General features: G+C 53.3%; 14 protein-coding genes. 7 read left to right on the forward strand and 7 right to left on the reverse strand.

Going from position 1 to position 16088, the window contains the following annotated elements; all coding sequences use genetic code 11:
• Positions 1-124 precede the first annotated feature (124 nt).
• The gene (locus tag H6G13_RS02690) at positions 125-1765 is read left to right on the forward strand and encodes an ATP-binding protein (protein ID WP_190481621.1); all 1641 of its coding nucleotides are present in this window, start codon (positions 125-127) and stop codon (positions 1763-1765) included.
• On the opposite strand, the gene H6G13_RS02695 is transcribed toward H6G13_RS02690, so the two are convergent.
• Positions 1730-2227 carry a DUF4112 domain-containing protein gene (locus H6G13_RS02695; protein ID WP_190481622.1) on the reverse strand — a complete coding sequence of 166 codons (498 nt, stop codon included), beginning with the start codon at positions 2225-2227 and terminating at the stop codon, positions 1730-1732. The two genes, H6G13_RS02690 and H6G13_RS02695, sit on opposite strands and share 36 nt — an antisense overlap.
• 181 nt (positions 2228-2408) lie before the next feature.
• Here H6G13_RS02695 and H6G13_RS02700 point away from each other — a divergent pair, with 181 nt between their 5' ends.
• The gene (locus H6G13_RS02700; RefSeq protein ID WP_347277424.1) at positions 2409-3344 is read left to right on the forward strand and encodes an NmrA family NAD(P)-binding protein; all 936 of its coding nucleotides are present in this window, start codon (positions 2409-2411) and stop codon (positions 3342-3344) included.
• A gap of 1 nt (position 3345) precedes the next feature.
• Here H6G13_RS02700 and rarD read toward each other — a convergent pair whose 3' ends face one another.
• From rarD to purH, 3 genes are all read right to left on the reverse strand, one after another.
• Entirely contained in the window at positions 3346-4257 is a 912-nt protein-coding gene (gene rarD, locus H6G13_RS02705) for an EamA family transporter RarD (protein WP_242028084.1), read from the reverse strand.
• A 101-nt stretch (positions 4258-4358) separates the two neighbouring features.
• Positions 4359-5171 (reverse strand): Nif3-like dinuclear metal center hexameric protein, encoded by an 813-nt coding sequence (locus H6G13_RS02710; RefSeq protein ID WP_190481623.1) that lies wholly within the window; start codon positions 5169-5171, stop codon positions 4359-4361.
• A 103-nt stretch (positions 5172-5274) separates the two neighbouring features.
• On the reverse strand, positions 5275-6831 hold the full coding sequence (gene purH / locus H6G13_RS02715) for a bifunctional phosphoribosylaminoimidazolecarboxamide formyltransferase/IMP cyclohydrolase (RefSeq protein ID WP_190481624.1): 1557 nt from the start codon (positions 6829-6831) through the stop codon (positions 5275-5277).
• Positions 6832-7074: 243 nt separating this feature from the next.
• On the opposite strand from purH, the gene H6G13_RS02720 reads away from it, so the two are divergent.
• From H6G13_RS02720 to H6G13_RS02730, 3 genes are all read left to right on the forward strand, one after another.
• Positions 7075-8298, forward strand: a complete 1224-nt coding sequence (locus H6G13_RS02720; protein WP_190481625.1) for an ATP-dependent 6-phosphofructokinase — start codon at positions 7075-7077, stop codon at positions 8296-8298.
• Positions 8299-8549: 251 nt separating this feature from the next.
• A complete protein-coding gene (locus H6G13_RS02725; protein ID WP_190481626.1) occupies positions 8550-8711 on the forward strand; it encodes a hypothetical protein in 162 nt (53 codons plus the stop codon).
• Positions 8712-9171: 460 nt separating this feature from the next.
• Positions 9172-9762 carry a pentapeptide repeat-containing protein gene (locus tag H6G13_RS02730; protein ID WP_190481627.1) on the forward strand — a complete coding sequence of 197 codons (591 nt, stop codon included), beginning with the start codon at positions 9172-9174 and terminating at the stop codon, positions 9760-9762.
• On the opposite strand, the gene H6G13_RS02735 is transcribed toward H6G13_RS02730, so the two are convergent.
• On the reverse strand, positions 9746-10036 hold the full coding sequence (locus H6G13_RS02735; RefSeq protein ID WP_190481628.1) for a hypothetical protein: 291 nt from the start codon (positions 10034-10036) through the stop codon (positions 9746-9748). The genes H6G13_RS02730 and H6G13_RS02735 overlap by 17 nt on opposite strands.
• Positions 10037-10267: 231 nt before the next feature.
• Entirely contained in the window at positions 10268-11230 is a 963-nt protein-coding gene (locus H6G13_RS02740) for a hypothetical protein (protein ID WP_190481629.1), read from the reverse strand.
• 234 nt (positions 11231-11464) lie between these two features.
• On the opposite strand from H6G13_RS02740, the gene H6G13_RS02745 reads away from it, so the two are divergent.
• Positions 11465-14431: an ATP-binding protein gene (locus H6G13_RS02745; RefSeq protein ID WP_190481630.1), complete on the forward strand. Its 2967-nt coding sequence runs from the start codon at positions 11465-11467 to the stop codon at positions 14429-14431.
• On the forward strand, positions 14431-15357 hold the full coding sequence (locus tag H6G13_RS02750; RefSeq protein WP_190481631.1) for a PleD family two-component system response regulator: 927 nt from the start codon (positions 14431-14433) through the stop codon (positions 15355-15357). Before H6G13_RS02745 ends, H6G13_RS02750 begins: the two co-directional genes overlap by 1 nt.
• An 11-nt stretch (positions 15358-15368) precedes the next feature.
• On the opposite strand, the gene H6G13_RS02755 is transcribed toward H6G13_RS02750, so the two are convergent.
• The gene (locus H6G13_RS02755) at positions 15369-16088 is read right to left on the reverse strand and encodes a Fe-S cluster assembly protein HesB (RefSeq protein WP_190481632.1); all 720 of its coding nucleotides are present in this window, start codon (positions 16086-16088) and stop codon (positions 15369-15371) included.

Here is a 16088-nt window from a genome sequence, read left to right on the forward strand (position 1 = left end):
GGTGTTGCGGGAATCAGGCGGTTGGGCAGACTAAAAACAATACTAAAAGACATGCTCCGGCCCCAGTGGACCTGCCTGTGAACTGCGACCCATTGCCCTGAATCCTAGATCCAACCACCGTTCTATGATCCCAGCACCTTTTCCGGAGAATGAAGAGCAGCGGATTGCCAAGCTACTGAGCTACGACATCCTAGATACCTCCGCTGAAACGGCTTACGATGACCTGACTGCAATTGCCGCTTACATCTGCCAAACACCAATTGCGTTAGTAAGCCTGGTTGATCGCGATCGCCAGTGGTTTAAGTCAAAGGTTGGCATTGATGCTGAAGAAACGCCGCGTGATGTTGCCTTTTGTGCCCATGCCATTCTCCAGCCCGACGTGCTGGTAGTTCCCGACGCAGCTCAAGACGAACGGTTTGCGGACAATCCTTTAGTGGCCTCCGACCCCAACATTCGCTTTTATGCAGGGACTCCGTTAACCACCCCCGACGGCTATACGCTGGGTACGCTGTGCGTGATTGATTACCAGCCTCGCCATCTAACACCAGAACAGTATTCGGCTTTACAGGCTCTAGGACGACAGCTGATCAGCCAGCTTGAACTCAGGCTCAAAGTGGTTGATCTAAATCATGAAATGGAGCAGCGCCAGCAGGCTCAGGACCAGTTACTTGAGCTAAATCAGGCATTGGAACAGCGGGTAATCGATCGGACTGCGGAGCTTCAGGCTATTAACACCCAGCTCAGACTAGAGATTGCCGTTCGTCAGCAGACTGAACGGTTTTTGAAACAGTCTCAGTGCGAACTCAAAACTCAGGCACACCAGCTTCAGGGCACTCTGGATCAGCTCAAGCAAACTCAGACTCATCTAGTACAGTCTGAAAAGATATCGGCTTTGGGCTTACTGGTTGCAGGCATTGCTCATGAGATCAACAATCCTGTCAACTTCATTTCTGGCAATATCGACTATGGCATCCGCTACGCTAACGATTTGCTAGATTTGGTCCGTCTTTATCAGGCTGAGTATCCTCATCCCCCTGCCACCATTCAGGAGACAATCGACGAAATTGAGCTAGAGCATTTGGCAGAAGACTTGCCTAAGCTAATGGCTTCGATGAAGGTTGGCACCCAGCGCATTCGTGAAATTATCACGTCACTCAAAAACTTCTCGCGGACGGATAGCCACAAGAAAAAGCTGACGGATTTGCATGAGGGCATACAGGGTGCTCTGATGATTCTGCGGCACCGCTTGAAGGCCCAGCCGAATCGACCTGAGATTGAATTGCGGCAAGTCTATGAGGATCTGCCACCTGTAATGTGCAACATTGGGCAGCTCAACCAGGTATTTATGAATCTCATTTCAAATGCGGTTGATGCTCTAGACGAAGCCCATGCCAGTGGCAAGCTAACGGCTCCCCCAACAATTACCCTTCATGTAACCCGCCTCGAAGGTGATTGGGTCAGCATTGTGGTAAAAGATAACGGGCCAGGTATTGATTCGGATATACAGGCCCATATCTTTGAGTCGTTCTTCACCACCAAAGCACTTGGCAAAGGAACGGGTTTAGGGCTATCTATCAGTCATCAAATTGTTACGCAAGCTCATCAGGGCAGGCTCGTTTGCTACTCGGCTCCTGGAGAGGGCACCGAGTTTCACATCGAGCTGCCTTGCCAACCACTAACTATGCCAGAAGGTTTAGGCAGCAAAGGGGCAGGGGGGCAACTGGTCACTTCATTGGCCAAACTGCTGAATTACCCAGCGCAGTAGCAGCAGGGAAATAGCCACACACCCAATCAACACTAGAATCAGGCCGACAATTAGCAGCACGGCAAACCAGCGGTTGCGGGCATGAGTGACTGGCGGCAGCTTTAGGTGTTCTTCTAGCAGCCGCATGTTGCGAACATTAGATTTCCAGGTGGCATCGAACAGGTCGCCCGCTACTGGAATCGTACCCGCTAGAGTTTCTAACAAAATGTTGAAGGCCATTTGGCTCAGCATTGCCTTAGAGGCTCCCATCCGGGCGGCTTCTAGCACAATGTAGCTAGACATCAGTAGTCCAGCCGTGTCGCCACCGCCGGGTAAGAGGCCAATAATGGGGTCAAGGCCAAAGCGAAACCGGGTGCCGGGAATTGCGATCGCATTGTCCAGCCAGTAGCTCAAGTTACGCAACCGAGCAATTCGAGCAGAAGCAGGAGAAGCGGGCAGACTCGATGGGCGAGGCGTGTTCATTGGAAAACCCAAGATCTATGCAGTTCTATAATTGTCGCTTCAATCAACGTTGTATCCTTTTATTCCTATGACTCCGGTCTATATCTGCACAATCTGCAAGATACGGTAGGCTGGGGCTAGACAGCTAGCGGGTTGTGCGATCGCGCCCAGCCTGCAAGCGACCCGTAGCGTTCTAGATGCCGTGAACTCTCGTTCAGATTCCCTGCTTAATCCGGAGATTCCAGTGGGTAAAGTGCTGCTGATCGGCGTCACAGGCGGCACTGGCCATAACGTTGTCAAAGGCTTTTTGGATCAAAATCTAAACGGGCTCTGTGTCCTAACCCGCAGGGTAGATCCGCAGCGTCCTGCCTTGGCTCGATTAATAGAGGCGGGAATCGAGCCGGTTGAAGCTGACCTAGATGATGAAGCGTCCTTAGATAGAGCCTTTGCGGGCGTGTCAGCTATTTACTGCCATGCTACCGCCCCAGATACGGCCAAGCCCGATCCCCTAGAGGTAGAGCGGGCCGAGCGCATTGCCAGGGCTGCTCAGCGGGCCAGTATTCGCCACTTGGTCTACAACTCTGCGGGAGGAGCTGATCGCAACTCCGGCATCGGCCATATTGAGCAGAAGCATCGGGTGGAGCAGGTCTTTACCCAGGCAGTGCCCACTACCCTACTGCAGGCCTGTCTCTTTATGGAAGAGTTTTGGAAAAAGTACACCCGCCCCTCGATCCTCAAGGGCACCTTTTCTTTTTCCCTTCAGCCGGACAGGCCACTGCACCTAATTACTACGCGGGATATAGGTCGGGTGGCAGCCTATGTGATTCAGCACCGAGATCAGTATGTAGGACGCGCTATTGAACTGGCTGGCGACGTCTTGACACCGCAACAGATAGCGGCAGAATTTGCTAAGGCTCAGGGAAAACCAGTCAAGTACCGCGAAGTGCCTCCCTGGCTCTTTTTGCTGCTCTTTCGCAAGTCGCTGTTTGACCTAATTCAGTGGTACCGACATCAGGGTTACCAGGCCGATGTTGAGTACCTGCGGCAGCAGGAGTTTCCGGGCTTGCTGACTTCGTTTTCGACCTTCTTGGCAGAAACTGACTGGGCCAATTCAGCCCTAACTTACCAGGATCTATAGCTCAGCTCTTTTTGGCCCACAGGCCCAGTGAGGTTGTGGAATAGAGAATCAGCGCCAGCCAGATCAGGCCAAAGGTGAACGCGTGAGTCGAGGTAAAGGGTTCACGGTAGAGAAATACCCCCAGCATGAGCTGAATCGAGGGGGCTAGGTATTGAAAAAAGCCTAAAGTTGAGAGCCGCAGCCGCTTAGCGGCATTGTTAAACCAGAGCAGAGGCAGGGAAGTCATCACTCCGGCCCCGACAAACAGCAGCGTCATTTGCCAGGAAGCGCCCAGGTGACTTTGCCCGGTCGTAGTCCAGTAGAGGACAAGTGCGATCGCAAATGGCGTAATCAGCAGCGTCTCTACTGCCAGACCGACTAGGGGAGAGACGGGCACAATCTTGCGCAGCAGCCCATAGAAGGCAAAGGAAAAAGCCAGAGCCAAAGCAATCCAGGGCACTGCTCCAAACTGCCAGACGAAATTGGCCACACCAATGACCGCCAGCAGCACCGCCAGCCGCTGCCCCCACTGCAGCCGCTCCTTCAAAAACAAAAAGCCCAACAGCACGCTGACTAGAGGGTTGATGAAGTAGCCCAGGCTAGTTTCAACTACCCGGTCGCTGTTGACGCCGTAGATATATAAACCCCAGTTAAAGGTGAGCAGCAAGGCTGTGAGCAGCAGACGGAGGAGGGTCTGCCGCGATCTCAAAATCTGCCCCACTTCAGCGCCTCGCCGCAAAATCAGCAGCAGCCCCGACAAAAACACCGCCGACCAGATCATGCGGTGGGTGAGCACTTCCACAGCGGGCACCTGACCAAAAAACTTCCAGTAGATCGGCAGCAGCCCCCAGGAACCGTAGGCCAAAATAGCGTAGATCGGCCCTGCTCCCAAGCCCGATGGAGGGGAAGGAAGCTCAGTGGTGGATTCTTTCAAAGGAAAGCCCTGAGATTAAAGAGCCTTCATCGTAACGAGGGGAGGGGAGGTTAGGGCAATCTTTCCTTCTAATGGCATCTATGAGCGTTATCGATGGTATGTCAGGAGGCGCTGGCAAAAAACCGGCGGAAGTCTTCGTCTTGGCTACTGAGCTGAACCCACTCAACCCCAACCGCCTGGAACTTCTCGACCAATCGAGCACAGGCGGGCCGCTCCGTAGCGTAGTGGCCTGCATCGATTAGGATCACGTTGCGATCGCGCCCTTCCTGGAACTGATGAAACTTGCAGTCGGAAGTTAGATAAACTTCAGCCCCAGTTTTAGCTACATCCTTTAAAAAGCTCGCGCCTGAACCGCCCAGCACCGCAACTCGACTGATCGTCTGCTTCAGGTCAGCCGCTGGGGAGTAAATCAGGTCAGGCGGCGCGAGCTTAGCTTGAATCCGCTCCAGCAATGCCTTAAGGCTCAATCTGGGATTAAGATTGCCCACTCGCCCATAACCTAACCCCGCCTGAGTCGGCACGACTGGCTCAGCCTGCTCCAGATCCAGCAGTTGAGCCAGCAGATCGGCAGTGCCATCCTCCACCTGATCAAAGTTGGTGTGAGCCGTATAAACCCCAATCCCGTGAGTCATTCCCAGCCGCACCATCTCCCCCACCGGATCGCCCTTTCGCACCGACTTGAGCGGGCTAAAAATTAGCGGGTGGTGGGCAAAAATCAGGTTCACCGGAGCCCCCTGCTGACGCAGTGCGATCGCTTCCTGCATCACAGCTAGAGTCGGCGTCAGACAGACTAATACCCCGGCTGCTTCATCTAAGATGCCCGGCTCTACCTGCCAGCCACAGTTGTCCCAGCTTTCCTGCCAGGTAGGGTCGGCCCAGGATTCGAACCAGGTAATGAGGTCGGTGATTTTCATAGATAGGTGGATGAGTGGGGGAACAAGGAGTGGGGGTGGATGGGTAGGGGAGCAAGGAGTGGAGGAAACGCGATCCTGCCTCTTTGCTCCCCTGCCTTCAGTCTTAATGCAAGAAATGCCGAACCCCTGTAAGGGCCATAATAACGCCCAGCTCATTGGCGGCTTTGATCGAGTCTTCGTCACGGCGACTACCTCCTGGCTGCACAATCAGGCGAATTCCGGCGGCGGCAGCGGTTCGTACAGAGTCGTCGAAGGGAAAGAAGCCATCGCTGGCAAGGGTTGCGCTTTGGGCTTTTTCACCAGCTTGGGCTAGGGCAATTTGCACTGAGCCGACTCGGTTCATCTGTCCGGCCCCGACGCCTAGTGTCTGGTGGTTGCGAGTAACGACAATGGCGTTGGACTTGACGTGCTTCACCACTCGCCAAGCAAAGAGCATTTCGCTCAGCTCCTCGTCGGTCGGTTTTTGGTCGGTGACAATCTGCCAGTGGGCTGGATCGTCGGCGTAGGTGTCGGGGGTCTGCAGCAGGAAGCCACCTGCGATCGCATTTACCGCCAAGGCTGGCCCTTGGTGCAGATCGGACAGCACCAGCACCCGCAGGTTGCTTTTCTTAGCCAAAATCTCACGAGCATCAGCGTCACAACCGGGGGCAACAATGCACTCTAGAAAGGTTCCGGTTAGGATTTGGGCCGTTTCAGCATCGATCGGGCGATTCAGAGAGACAATGCCGCCAAAGGCTGAAGTGGCGTCGGCATCAAAGGCAGAGCGGTAGGCAGCCGCTAACGTATCGCCCATCGCTACGCCACAAGGGTTAGTGTGTTTGAGCACTGCCGCCGCTGGCCGATCCGCCGGAAACTCGGCAATAATGCGGCGAGCCGCCTCTAGATCCACCAGATTGTTGTAGCTGAGTTCTTTGCCCTGGAGCTGCTCTGCGGCAGCCCAGCCGGTGGACGTCGCGCCGGTTTGGTACCAGGCCGCAGGCTGGTGTGGGTTCTCACCGTAGCGTAGAGACTGGCGCTGAGTCCCGGCCAGGGTCCAGCGTTCTGGCAACCCCTCAGCGGCCGCTTCTGACTCAGTCTGCTCGGTTAAATAGGTGGCAATGGCCTGGTCGTAAGTGGCCGTGTGCCAAAAGGCTTCGCGGGCGCAGGTTTGCCGAAAGGCAAGGGGAACGGTGCCTTGGTGCGATCGCATCGCCTCTAAATACGCCTCATACTGAGCCGGACGGCACAGCACCGTCAGGTACTGGTGGTTCTTCGCTGCTGCCCGCAGCATCGCTGGGCCGCCAATGTCGATTTGCTCAATCGCTTCCGGCAGCGTCACTCCCTCTTTAGCAATCGTTTGCTCAAAGGGATAAAGGTTCACAACCACCAAATCCAGAGGGCGAATGCTGTTATCAGCTAGATCCTTTTGGTCTTCAGGCAAGTCCTGCCGCGCCAAAATGCCGCCGTGAATACGGGGGTGCAGCGTCTTGACCCGGCCTCCTAAAATTTCTGGTGAGCCGGTGTAGTCCGATACCTTTGTCACCGGAACCCCGGCCTCAATTAGAGTTTTAGCTGTTCCGCCACTGCTGATAATATCGAACTCAAACTCCGCAACTAGCGTTTTCGCCAGCTCTACAATCCCAGTCTTGTCTGAGGTACTCAACAGTGCTAACCGTGCCATTTTGGGGTTCCCATCGCTTGTGCAACTCCCCACTATAGCGAAAAAGAATGCCCTGATAGAGCTAGTTGAACCAGGTCTTGAACCCATCCAAAAATCAGACTTCGCTACCTTTAAGCCGTCTAGAAGCATCAACAGTTCTGACTTTTTATTAGCGATTGTGCCGTCAGAGTCAAGGTTTTGACCTGGCGTAATATGCTGAGGGGCAGAGCCAAGACCTCAGCTCGCCCCTATACCGGAGACAACATGAATACGCGAAAACGCATTGGCATTCTTACCAGCGGCGGAGACTGCCCCGGGCTCAATGCCGTCATCCGAGCAGTCGTGAAGTGTGCCAATCGCAGGGGTTGGGATGTGTTTGGCATTCCCTACGGCACAGATGGTTTTATCAGCGTTACCGAGGGGCATTACAAACCAGACGATCTGCGGCTGCAGGAGCATGGTTACAACATTCCTGGGATCTTGCAGGGGCTAGACGTACTGCAGTTTCTCAGCGGCAGCATTCTGGGATCGCTCAGTAAAGGCAATCCCCAACAGCCAGAGGTCGCTGCCAAGATCCTAGAGGGCTATCAGCGGTTAGGGCTAGATGCGTTGGTTGCGATCGGCGGCGACGGCAGTCTCGACATTATTTATGAACTAGCTAAACAGGGCGGCTGGAACATCATCGGCATTCCCAAAACCATCGACAACGATGTGCCTTTTACCGAGCAGTCGGTGGGTTTTGGCACTGCAGTCGAAACGGTTACCAATGCCCTCTATGATTTGACGTTTACTGCCGCTAGCCACGACCGCGTCATGGTGGTGCAGGTGATGGGCCGCAATGCTGGGCACCTAGCGCTCTATTCCGGCATTGCTGGAGGCGCTGATGTAATCTTGATCCCCGAACTGGTGCCTCAGCTAACCTCTACAGTAGTCACGCAAATTTGTGAAAAGGTTGCAGAAATGCGGCGAGCTGGGCGTAAATTTGCCCTGGTAGTCGTTGCTGAAGGCGTCGGTGGCGAGAACGGCGAGAAAGACAGGTGCATTGGCGATACCCTGGCGCAACTGATCCACGATCGCAGCCGTACCCTTTGTCTGACCGGAGATCAAATCTATTGCGATCTAGATCAAGTGGAAACGCGAGCCTCAGTTCTAGGCCATATTCAGCGCAGCGGCATACCCACCTCCTTTGATCGGCTGCTGGCCTCCGCCTTTGGTAAAAAAGCCGTCGACCTGATCGCCGAAGGCCGCTTTAGCCGTTTAGTCATTTGGCGGGCAGGCCAGGTGCAGTCTGAGCCTCTAGATCAGGTGCTTCAAGTTGTTCGCCGCTGCCACGAGCAGGGAATTTGCCCCAGCCCAGTCGAGCGAGACCACACCATGCTGCAGGTGGCTCAGTCTCTGGGTGTCTACGTGGGCGACTTAGATTCAGCTGCGCCGCCGATGCTGCATGAGACGCATAGTATCCGGGAGACTATGGTTCACAGGTCGTAAGCGTTGGAGAGAATTCTGAGGGTTCAGAAAACCTGGTTCCTACGTTAGACGAACATTAGACGAACCCATTTTAGAAGCGTGGTTTTTGCACCCAACTCAGGTCTATGGCTAGCCGAGCAGGGTTTGTATGCGTCTTTTCTGCAAAGCTCATGCAAAAACGGCATCTGTAATCTTTGGTAGGACTGACAGTCTCTTCTGCATTTGTTAGACCAAGGATTAAGGGAGTTTTCTTCTAGCGAGGGCATAAATCTATGGCAAGTTCGACTGAGCAGTCTACTTACAGAGGCAGAGCACCCCAAGGGCAGACTCAGCTTGACCAGAGTGCCATTGCCTGCCGTCCCGATTTTGATATCTGGGCTGCTGCTGTGCGAGAGCAAATGCTGGCCGTTCTACAAAAACGATCGGCTAACTAAAAAACGCGTAGTGGAGGTAGTCTGCTTAAGGCTGTCCTGACACTGCATTGACTATTGCCGTCTTTTCTAAAGTCAAAGGGCCTCCTTATTTGGGAGGTCTTTTTTGTAGCTGTTGTACGGTCGTCAACATGCGCAACATAGCCGTGTGGTTGGCACTTTAGCTCACTCAGACACATTGCAAGATTAATTATAAATTGTTACATTAGTTTACATATTGCATAAGTTTACAATCTCCCCTTAGAAATATTTATGACTAACGACCAAGCTGGTGATGGTTAGATCAAGCTCAACAACCTTGGGATCGAATCGCAGATGTGTGTCGATGCTAAGCACGACCGAGCTGGTGCCAGTGCCCACGCTGAGGGTTTGAATAGGCAACTGGTGAGATTAGGTTTATTTCTCTGTAGGTGCTAGAGGGGCAGACAGATTGAGGACTAGTGAATTTGTTCTCCCATCTGTCGTGGCCAGTTTTGAGGGTGACGGATTTTCCACAGGCACGATAGATATGATGCAGCTTTTGGATATGTACTCGGCAGGCTGTCGAGATTTTAGCCACCTGGATTTTCGCGAGGCTTGGATGCCAGGCGTATGTTTTCCTGATGTGCAGCTGTGTTATGCAGATCTGACCTGTGCTCATTTGCCCCAGGCTGTGCTGGAGGGAGGCAACCTTACAGGGGCTAAGCTATGGCGAGCGAATCTGTCGGAGGCCAACTTAAAGCGGGTGAATCTGGAGCGGAGCGTTTTGATTAGGGCTCACTTGGAGAGGGCTGACTTATCAAGTGCCCGCTTGAGGGAGAGTGACTTGCGCCTTGCTAACTTGAGAGGCAGTGTGCTGACAGGAGCCGATTTGCAGCGGGCAAATTTGAGCTATGCAGACTTAACAGGAGCTAACTTGAGTGGGGCAGATCTGCGCTACGCCGACCTGACTAGAGCAATTTTGGTTGAGGCGGATCTGACTGGAGCGCAGTTAGAAGGCGCAATTTTGGACCGAGCCCGATTAAACCCGCCTGTGATGGCTGAGCTAGATGAACCCTTCAAAAGCCTCGTTTAGAAATCTGTGCTTGGGCCTGCCACTGGAGTAGATCTCGTCGCCACAGCCGGGCTCGACAGATGAGTGGACTGTAGCACTCAATTAATTGGGCTTGGTCTGGCGCTGGAGGTCTTTGGGCAACGTCAAATTTTGCGATCGCAGCCGCAATCTTACGGGCATCATCCTTAGGAATGCCGGCCTGATATAGCTGCTGCCAGTAGTGCAGCCCTACTTTTTTAATTTCACAGTTGCGCTGCTGCCGGTCTTGGGGAAGCGTATCTACCGATAAAAACATATGCCGTGTTTGCTTGGGGGGACTTCAGCCCAAAGCGCCCTGCGCCTGGGCTAGAGCTAACTACAGCAGCAGCAGTTTGCATTCCTTACCGCAAGAATGTTGATTTGGGAATGATGTTTTCGGCAGCTTACTTAGCGGTTATTGTCATTGCCATAAAGCCGGTGGCAATGGCGTCAGGATCCTTCTCTAGCTTAGGGGTTCAACAACAGCCTTTTTTTGACTCAGGCTATATCAGCACCCTTCCGGCGGAAACCATACCAACGAATCTTGCTCACCTGTGCGCCAACGAATCCATCCTTCCTGAGTACCGGCCCCTGGTAGAGGCGCGCAGGCATCAACCGGCTGGGTCACTCGTACCCGTGCCCAGTCTCCCTCAAACTCCAGCGGCTCAATCAAGCTGTTGGGGCTAATCAGCGCCTGCAGACTTTGCCCGCTCTCAGGCTGCGGCATCAACGCATGAGAGGCTCCATGCTTACGAAACTCAATCCAACCCGCTGATAAGAACCGATCTTCCCAGGTTTCCAGCGTCAGTTCTACCGAGCCCAAGTTGAGATGAGAGACATGGGCCCAGGCCGTACCCACAGGGGTGTACTGGAAGCGGAACCAACCGTCTGGACGGACCTCCATCACTGGAAACGTGTAAAGGCCAGAGTAGGTGTGCAGCATAGAAAAGGCTGCATCTCTACCGACTGCCAGAGGGTCGGCCTGATCTGTTACTAGCCAGCCATTGATGAACCAGCCCCAGGGTTCTCCTTCGGGAGCTGCGTAAATGGGTAAGGTCACATCACGCAGCCAGCTAGCATTGGCCGTGGGGCTTTGGGGCCAGCTGCTGTCTTGAAGGGAAGAGACTTGCTTCGGCCGCAGATGGCCTATGCCTAGATCAGCCTCCTCGGTAGGATGGAGCCCCACTAGCCCAGCCGGATCGGGAGAAATCGCCTCTGGAACGGTCTCTGGGAAAGGCGGTACCGGCACCGGAGTCACCGCCATTGGCAGCGCTCGTGGAGTATTTCTAATCGCAGAAACATCCTCAGCGGGAGAGCTTGCTTCAGCAGCGGGCGTTTCAACTGATTCTGAGGGGGAAGGCTCAATGGCAGGTTCAGGTGCTGCCCAGGTGCTGGCAGGAGCACTGCCCCAGAGGCATCCTGCTGCCAGCAAAACTCCCCAGGACTTTAACGATATGCCGATTCTATACATAGATATATAGCGTGGATATATAGCGTGTACCTGCTGCACTCAAATGGGTAGCTATAGTTTTCTTAGCATTCTCTGATGAACTATTCCGGCAACTTTGCAAAGAAATTGAAGAGATGAAGTTTTGCAGGGTCTAGCAGATCATAAACAGCTACAGACAAAAATCTTACCTGGGAATACTGAGATGGAAATTCTAAATTTCACAAATCTCATCTGCTACTCAGTACAGCCCGCCCTATGGTCAGTTATCTGAAAACAATTTTTAGCAGTGGCTTCTTTGTTCCCTACGGCCACTGCGACCTCTGGCAAACAGGGCTAGTGGGCCTACACATTGCGGCAGACGCACTGATTGCGATCGCATACTATTCCATTGCGCTAACGCTGTTTTACTTTGTCTATCAGCGACGAGACTTGCCGTTTAAACAAATATTTTTGCTGTTTGGCGCGTTCATTATTTCCTGCGGCACGACCCATCTTTTAGAAATTTGGACACTTTGGTATCCAACCTACTGGCTCTCGGGTGGTATGAAGGCCATTACCGCACTGATTTCCCTGTTCGCAGCGCTTGAACTGGTGCCGCTGCTGCCGCAGATCTCAGCCTTCCCCAGCCCGTCTGACCTAAAGCAGTCCAACACAGATCGGCGCGAGAACGAAGCCACAATTCAAGCCCTTTACGATGTTACAGCTGACTATCGACTCAGCTTTAGTGAGCGATTTCAACAGGTTTTGGTGATGGGGTGCCAGCACTTCAATCTTGATCACGGGATACTGGCGCAGGTTCAGGGCAACCGCTATGAGATAGTCAACGCCCACACCCCAGACAATTCAATTATGTCGGGAGATATCTTAGACGTTCGAAAAACCTACTGCCTAGAAGCCCTCCACTCAGAAGAACCCCTCTATATTGAGTCCTCTAGCCAATCTGCTTGGGGCTTACACCCTGGTGCGAGTCTAGGCATGGAGAGCTACATCGGCATGCGGATCAAGGTCTCTGGTGAAACGTGTGGAGTTCTGTGTTTTTGCAGCCATCAACCGGCTCACAAACCCTTTCGAGCGGTTGATCAGCAAATTCTCAAGCTGATGGCTCAATGGGTCGGCGGCGAACTAGAGCGACAGCGAGCAGTCAACGCCCTGCAAAAGCAGCTAGAACAGGCCGCACTGCTGAAAACAATTACCCAAGAGATCCGTCAGAGCCTAAAGGCAGAAGACATCTTCCAGACAGCTGCCGTGCAGGTGGGGCAAGCCTTTGGCGTGAGTTGTTGCCTCATTCATACTTACGTTTCGGCACCGATACCTCAAACCCTAGTCGTTGCTGAATATTTAACTGCCGAGTGCCCCTCCAGGCAGGGGACGACGAATCCTGTATCGGGCAATGCTTACTTGGAGCTGCTAACCGCGCAAGATAGAGCCATTGCCTCCTCCCTGCTTTCAGACCAGCTTTTGTCGCGATCGGCTAGTTCTCCTCACGCTCAGGCTCAATCCACCTTGGCAGTACGCACCTCCTATCAAGGAGAAACCAATGGGGTGATTGTCCTGCAGCAGTGCGATCGCAGCCGAGAGTGGTCAACCGATGAAATTGAACTGCTAGAAGCAGTGGCGGCTCAAGTTGGCATTGCCCTAGCGCAAGCAACCCTACTGCAGCAGGAAACCCTCAGAAGCGAAGAGTTGACCGTCAATAACTTGGCTCTGCTGGAGGCTACAGCGGCAGCAGAAGCAGCGAACCGCACAAAGAGCGAGTTTCTGGCCAATATGAGCCACGAGATTCGCACGCCAATGAATGCCATTTTGGGCTTTACCAACCTGCTGCAGTCAATGGTTGCCGAACCTGAAGCCAAGTCCTACCTACAGGCGATTGCGGTTAGCGGTAAGGCGCTGATGGATCTAATCGACGACATCCTAGATCTGTCTAAGATCGAGGCTGGCAAGCTCGAGCTGCAGTACGAAGCAGTGAATGTGCGATCGCTAATTGAAGAAATTCAGCAAATCTTTAGCCAAAGAGCCGCCGAGAAACGCCTGACCCTACAGGTCACCCTCGAAGAAAGCATACCCACCTCAATTCGAATTGATGAGGTGCGGCTCCGGCAAATTTTGTTCAACGTTGTGGGCAACGCGCTCAAATTTACAGAGCAGGGCCTGATTCGGATTACGGCTCGCGCCCAAACTTACCCAACTGCAGAAGGCGAAAAAAACTGGTTAGAAATTACCGTACAAGACAGCGGCATTGGTATTGCGCGAGACCAGCAAAGCCGAATTTTTGAAGCCTTCACCCAAAGTGCAGGCCAAAGCAATCGAATGTATGGCGGTACTGGCCTAGGACTGGCCATCACTCAACGCTTGACTCGAATGCTGGGGGGCACCATTACTCTACAGAGTGAACTCGGGCAGGGCTGCCTGTTTACGCTGGTATTTCCTGATGTGCCCTCAGCTGAATCAGTCTTAACCGCAATTGTCCCCTCAGTGGACCAAGACAACGACCTGAGTCAGTTTGCGCCCAGCACGCTCCTGGTCGTAGACGACGTGGCCTCCAACCAGGCGTTAATTCAGGGGTATTTTGCCAGAACCCACCATACCGTTCTAACTGCAGAAGCAGGGCAAGAAGCCATCCATCTCGCTCAAATTCATCACCCTGATCTAATTTTGTTAGACCTCAAAATGCCTGAGATGGAAGGACAAGAGGTCGCTGCCCAGCTCAAGGCCAATCCCCAAACCCGAAGTATTCCAATCGTAGTTTTAACGGCTCTATGCTGTAGTCAAAACGAAGCAGAAATAGCACAGCTGTGCCAGGGCTTTTTGCGTAAGCCGGTAAGCTGTCCTCAACTAGCCATAGAGCTCAAGAAATACTTAAAGGTTTCTAGCATAGATTCGCAGCGCTCACTGCCCAACGAACAGCTCAACGCACCCAATAGAAGCCATTTAAGCCATGTAGTTGATAGCTCACAGTTGCTTGAGCATCTGCACGAAGAGGAGGAAACCGTTTGGTCTGAGCTTCGGCGCACGCTCAAGAGTCGCGAAATTAATCGGTTTATTAACCGATTAGATACCTGGGGGCAGGAGCATTTCTGCCAAATGCTGACAGACTACGCCGCCCTTTTGCAAACATCGGTGAAAGAGTTCAATTGGGAAAAGTTATCCCAGGATGTTGAGAAATTTCCAGAAGTGCGACGATTAGTTTGTGAGCTTTGCCAAAAAGAGGATATGCCGTAATGCTCAAGCGCTTCAACCCAGAGGACTACTTAATCCTCGTTGTGGATGACGCTCCTATGAACCTTCAAATTGTCGGCAGTATGCTCGACGAAACAGGGTATGCAACTACCTTTGCCAACAACGGCTCACAGGCGATCAGCCGGTTCAAAGCAGCCCAACCTGATCTCGTGCTGCTAGATCTGATGATGCCAGGAGTCGATGGCCTAGAAGTCTGTAGCGCTTTGAAGGCTACCTATCCAGAAATTCCGATTATTTTTCTCACCGCTAGTCACGAGTCGGAGCACTTACTTCAGGCCTTTGAGCAGGGGGCCGCAGACTATGTCACAAAGCCCTTTAGTAAACCCGAACTGCTGGCGCGAGTTAAGACACACCTGATGCTGAAACATACTTTTAGCGAACTCAGAACAGCTCTCGTTGAAATGGAGCGCCTTGCTAAAACCGATGGCCTCACAGGGTTGCTCAACCGTCGGTATCTGTTTGAAGCTGCGACTCAAGAGCTTTCTCGCGCCCAGCGGTATGGGCGGGCTTTTTCTGTGCTGATGGTCGATATCGATCACTTTAAGCGGATCAACGACACCTATGGGCACCCCGTTGGAGACGTCGTTATTCAAACTGTCGCATCGGTTCTCACAGAAGCCCTTCGAGAGGTCGATTTAATCGGGCGTTATGGCGGTGAAGAATTTAGCATCATTTTGCCGGAGACACCACTTCAAAAGGCAACGGAGGTGGCCGAGCGAATTCGGGAAATGATCAATAGCCTGCCCATTCCCGCTGGCTCCGAGAACCTGCACATTACTGTCAGCACAGGTATTTCAGGGTGTGAGGGAGGGGTTCAGTCTATTGATGAGATTTTTCATCAGGCAGATAAAGCCCTTTACCAAGCCAAATCTGCTGGTCGCAATACCTGGGTGGTCTTCACTCAATAAGTCGGTAGCGATTAGCCCGCCGACTCTCGCTGCTGGCCGGAGGGGCAGAGGTCGAGCAGGCAGCAGCGATCGCAACTTGGCTTGCGATAATGGCAAACTCGCTGACCATGCAGCATGAGAACTTCATGATTGTCATAAACCTGTTGCGCATCCCAATGGGGCGGCAGCTGCGCTTCTAAAACAGCATGAGCTGGGCCAACCGCTAGCGTTTTGGGAATTAACCCCAGTCGCTGGGCCACTCGATGGTGGTGGCTATCTACTGGCAACGCCGGACGGCGCAGGGTGCTAAAAGACAGCACGGCGGCACTGGTCTTGGGACCAATACCGGGAATTTCCTCCAGCCAGACCCGCGCCTTGGACACCGGCAGGTCTGCTAGAAAGTCTAGAGAGAGCGGTTCACCCAGCCGCTGCGTCAGCTCCCGCAAGATAGCCTGAAGCCGGGGCGCTTTTTGCTCGGGCCAAGTGCAGGGCGCGATCGCAACTTCAACCGCCGCCGGATCTCCGTCTCGCACCGCCTCCCAAGTCTCAAACTGCGATCGCAACTGCAGAAAAGCCCGGTGAGAATCTCGATTCTTAGTGCGATGAGACAGCAGCGCCGAAACCAGCTCACTCAAGGGATCGAGGTTACTGAAATAGCGGATTGGGCAGCCATACTCAACGCACAGTCGCTGGTGAATATCGAGTACTCGGCTCTGCAAGGCAGCCCCAGAGAGGTCAAAATCAAGCTGCAT

Source organism: Pseudanabaena sp. FACHB-2040 (assembly GCF_014696715.1).
In the GTDB taxonomy this organism is placed as follows: domain Bacteria; phylum Cyanobacteriota; class Cyanobacteriia; order Phormidesmidales; family Phormidesmidaceae; genus JACVSF01.